4 protein-coding genes are annotated in these 2,557 nt (G+C 73.1%); 1 reads left to right on the plus strand and 3 read right to left on the minus strand.

Annotated features, from left to right (window positions below; translation table 11 throughout):
• From ACTS11_RS15045 to hydA, 3 genes are all read right to left on the minus strand, one after another.
• Positions 1–260: aspartate/glutamate racemase family protein (locus tag ACTS11_RS15045; RefSeq protein ID WP_442641114.1), on the minus strand; the 260-nt coding region annotated here is incomplete at its 3' end.
• Positions 257–649, minus strand: coding sequence for a VOC family protein (locus ACTS11_RS15050; protein WP_442641115.1), 393 nt, complete (start codon positions 647–649; stop codon positions 257–259). The genes ACTS11_RS15050 and ACTS11_RS15045, both read right to left, overlap by 4 nt.
• Positions 646–2,061, minus strand: a complete 1,416-nt coding sequence (gene hydA, locus ACTS11_RS15055; protein WP_442641116.1) for a dihydropyrimidinase — start codon at positions 2,059–2,061, stop codon at positions 646–648. The genes ACTS11_RS15050 and hydA overlap by 4 nt, the downstream gene beginning before the upstream one ends.
• Before the next feature lie 100 nt (positions 2,062–2,161).
• On the opposite strand from hydA, the gene ACTS11_RS15060 reads away from it, so the two are divergent.
• The coding region (locus ACTS11_RS15060; protein WP_442641117.1) for a nucleotide-binding protein at positions 2,162–2,557 on the plus strand (396 nt) is incomplete at its 3' end.

A 2,557-nucleotide genomic window follows, 5' to 3' on the forward strand; every position in this document is an offset into this window, starting at 1 on the left:
CCCCCCTGCGGGGCATGGGCATCGGGATCGACTGCCTCACCCTCGCCGAAGCCGGACGCGCGGTTCTCGAGGCGGGCGGCCAGCGCGAGGAGGTGGGGCACCACCTCGTCCGCCTGCGCCTGGCTCTCGATGCCGGGCGGGCCTTCGGCGAGGGTGAGGCAGTCGATCCCGATGCCCATGCCCCGCAGGGGGGCGATGGCGGCCTCGATGCCCGTCGTGACGGTCTCGCTCGAGTTCGGGTTGATGACGAAGAGCGTCATGGCGCGGGCTGCATCGCCTCCTGGATCTCGATCTGGTAGCCCTCGGGGTCCTCGAAGACGAAGGCGCGGATGCCGATGCGGTCGTTCTCGAAGAGCCGCGAGAGGCCCGGAAGCGCGAGGCCCTGCGCGTAGGCGTACCATGCATCGACGTCCGGAACGCGGATGCAGAGCTGCACGGGGCGCGTCTCGGCCCAGCGGTGCATGCCCTTCGCCTCGTCCACGAGGCCGACATGGGCGCCGTCGCAGATGCGCATGATCTTGGCGAGATCGCCCTGGTCGATGGCGAGGGGGAAGCCCATCACGTCGCGGTAGAAGGCTTCGGCCCGCGCGAGGTCCTTGTAGTAGAGGAAGGTGATGGCGAGGAGGTTCGGGCCTTCGGGGCGGGTCATCGCGGTCTCCCTGTGAGGTCTGCGGGGCGGGTGCCGATGGCCGCGCGGTGCAGCCGGCGTCCCGCGCCGGGCCGGCCGAGCCAGGCGCCGTCCTCCACGATGGTCGCGCCGCGCAGGAGGACGCGGACGGGCCAGCCGCGGAGGGTCGTGCCCTCGAAGGGGTTGTAGCCCACGTTGTCGTGGAGGTCGTCGGCGCCGCAGGTATGGGTGCGTTCGGGGTCCCAGAGGACGAGGTCGGCGTCCATGCCGGGCGCGATGGCGCCCTTGGCCGGCAGACCGTAGAGCCGTGCGGGGGCGGTCGCGGTCAGTTCGGCGAAGCGGGCGAGGCCGAGGCGCCCGCGGCTGACCATCGCGTCGAAGAGGAGGGGAAGGCGCAGCTCGAGCCCCGGCATCCCGTTCGCGATGGCGGGGAAGGGGGCGTCCGGTCCAGCCGAGAGCTTGCCCGTCTCGTCGAAGCGGTAGGGGGCGTGGTCGGACGAGATCACCTGGAGGTCGCCGAGCGCGAGCGCCTGCCAGAGCGCCTCCTGGTCGGCGACACTGCGCTGCGGCGGCGAGCACATCCACTTCGCGCCCTCGAGGCCGGGGCGGTCGAGCACCTCCTCGGTCTGGAAGAGGTAGTGGGGGCAGGTCTCGGCCCAGACGGGGGCGCCGCGGGCGCGGGCGGCGCGGATCTCGGCGGCGGCCTCGGCGGTCGAGACGTGGAAGATCATCACCGGCGCGCGGGCGGCCTCGGCGAGGCGGCACATGCGGGCGACGGCCTCGATCTCGGCTTCGCGGGGGCGCGAGGCGGCGTGGTCGATCGGCCGGGTGCGGCCCTCGACCAGCAGGCGGGCGCGGGCGGCGGCGATGATCGCGTCGTTCTCGGCGTGGATGCAGGTGAGCGCGCCGGCCTCGCGGGCGATGGTGAGCGCGCGCAGGATCTGCCCGTCGTCGAGGCCGATGTTGTAGGTCGTGAAGACCTTGAGCGAGCGGTGGCCCTCGGCGATCAGGGCCGCGAGGTCGGCCTCGAATTCCGGCGCCCCGGGGTCGGCGAGGATGAGGTGGAAGGCCCAGTCGACCGCCGCCCCGCGCGCGCCCCGCGCGGCGTAATCGGCGGCGGCGTCCTTCAGGCGCTGGCCCTGCGCCTGCGCCGCAAAGGATATGAGGCTGGTCGTGCCCCCCATCGCGGCCGAGCGCGTGGCGGTCTCGAACGTGTCGGCGTTCATCAGGCCCATGCCCGACATCTGCTCGTTGTGGCAGTGCGGATCGACGCCGCCGGGCGTGACGATCAGGCCGCCCGCGTCGATGGTCTCGCGCCCGGCGATGCCGGTGCCGAGGGCCGCGATGCGCCCCTCCGACACGGCGATGTCCATCGCCGCCACGCAGCCCGGCGTGACGACGCAACCTCCCTTGATGACGAGATCGTGGACCATCCCGGGCCGACCATGATCCAGCCCTCGCGGCGTGTCCAGTGGGGCGCTTTACAGGGGGCTGCCCGGAATGCCAGATGCCGCGACGGCGGCGGAGGCGGGCATGGCGCGGGCGGTGATGATCCAGGGGACGGGCTCGAACGTGGGCAAGTCGCTGCTCGTCGCGGGGCTCTGCCGGGCGGCGCGGCGGCGCGGGATCGACGTGGCGCCTTTCAAGCCGCAGAACATGTCGAACAACGCCGCCGTGACGGTGGACGGCGGCGAGATCGGGCGGGCGCAGGCGGTGCAGGCGCGGGCCGCGGGCCTGCCGCCGCACACGGACATGAACCCGGTGCTCCTGAAGCCCGAGACCGACACCGGCGCGCAGGTCGTGGTGCAGGGAAGGCGCCTCGGCCGGGCGGAGGCGCTGGATTACGGCGCGCTGAAGCCGCGCCTGATGGCGGCGGTGCTGGAGAGCTTCGGACGGCTGAAGTCGCGCCACTACCTCGTCATCGTCGAG

The sequence above is a fragment of the Roseicyclus sp. genome (assembly GCF_052168335.1).
GTDB lineage: Bacteria > Pseudomonadota > Alphaproteobacteria > Rhodobacterales > Rhodobacteraceae > Roseibacterium.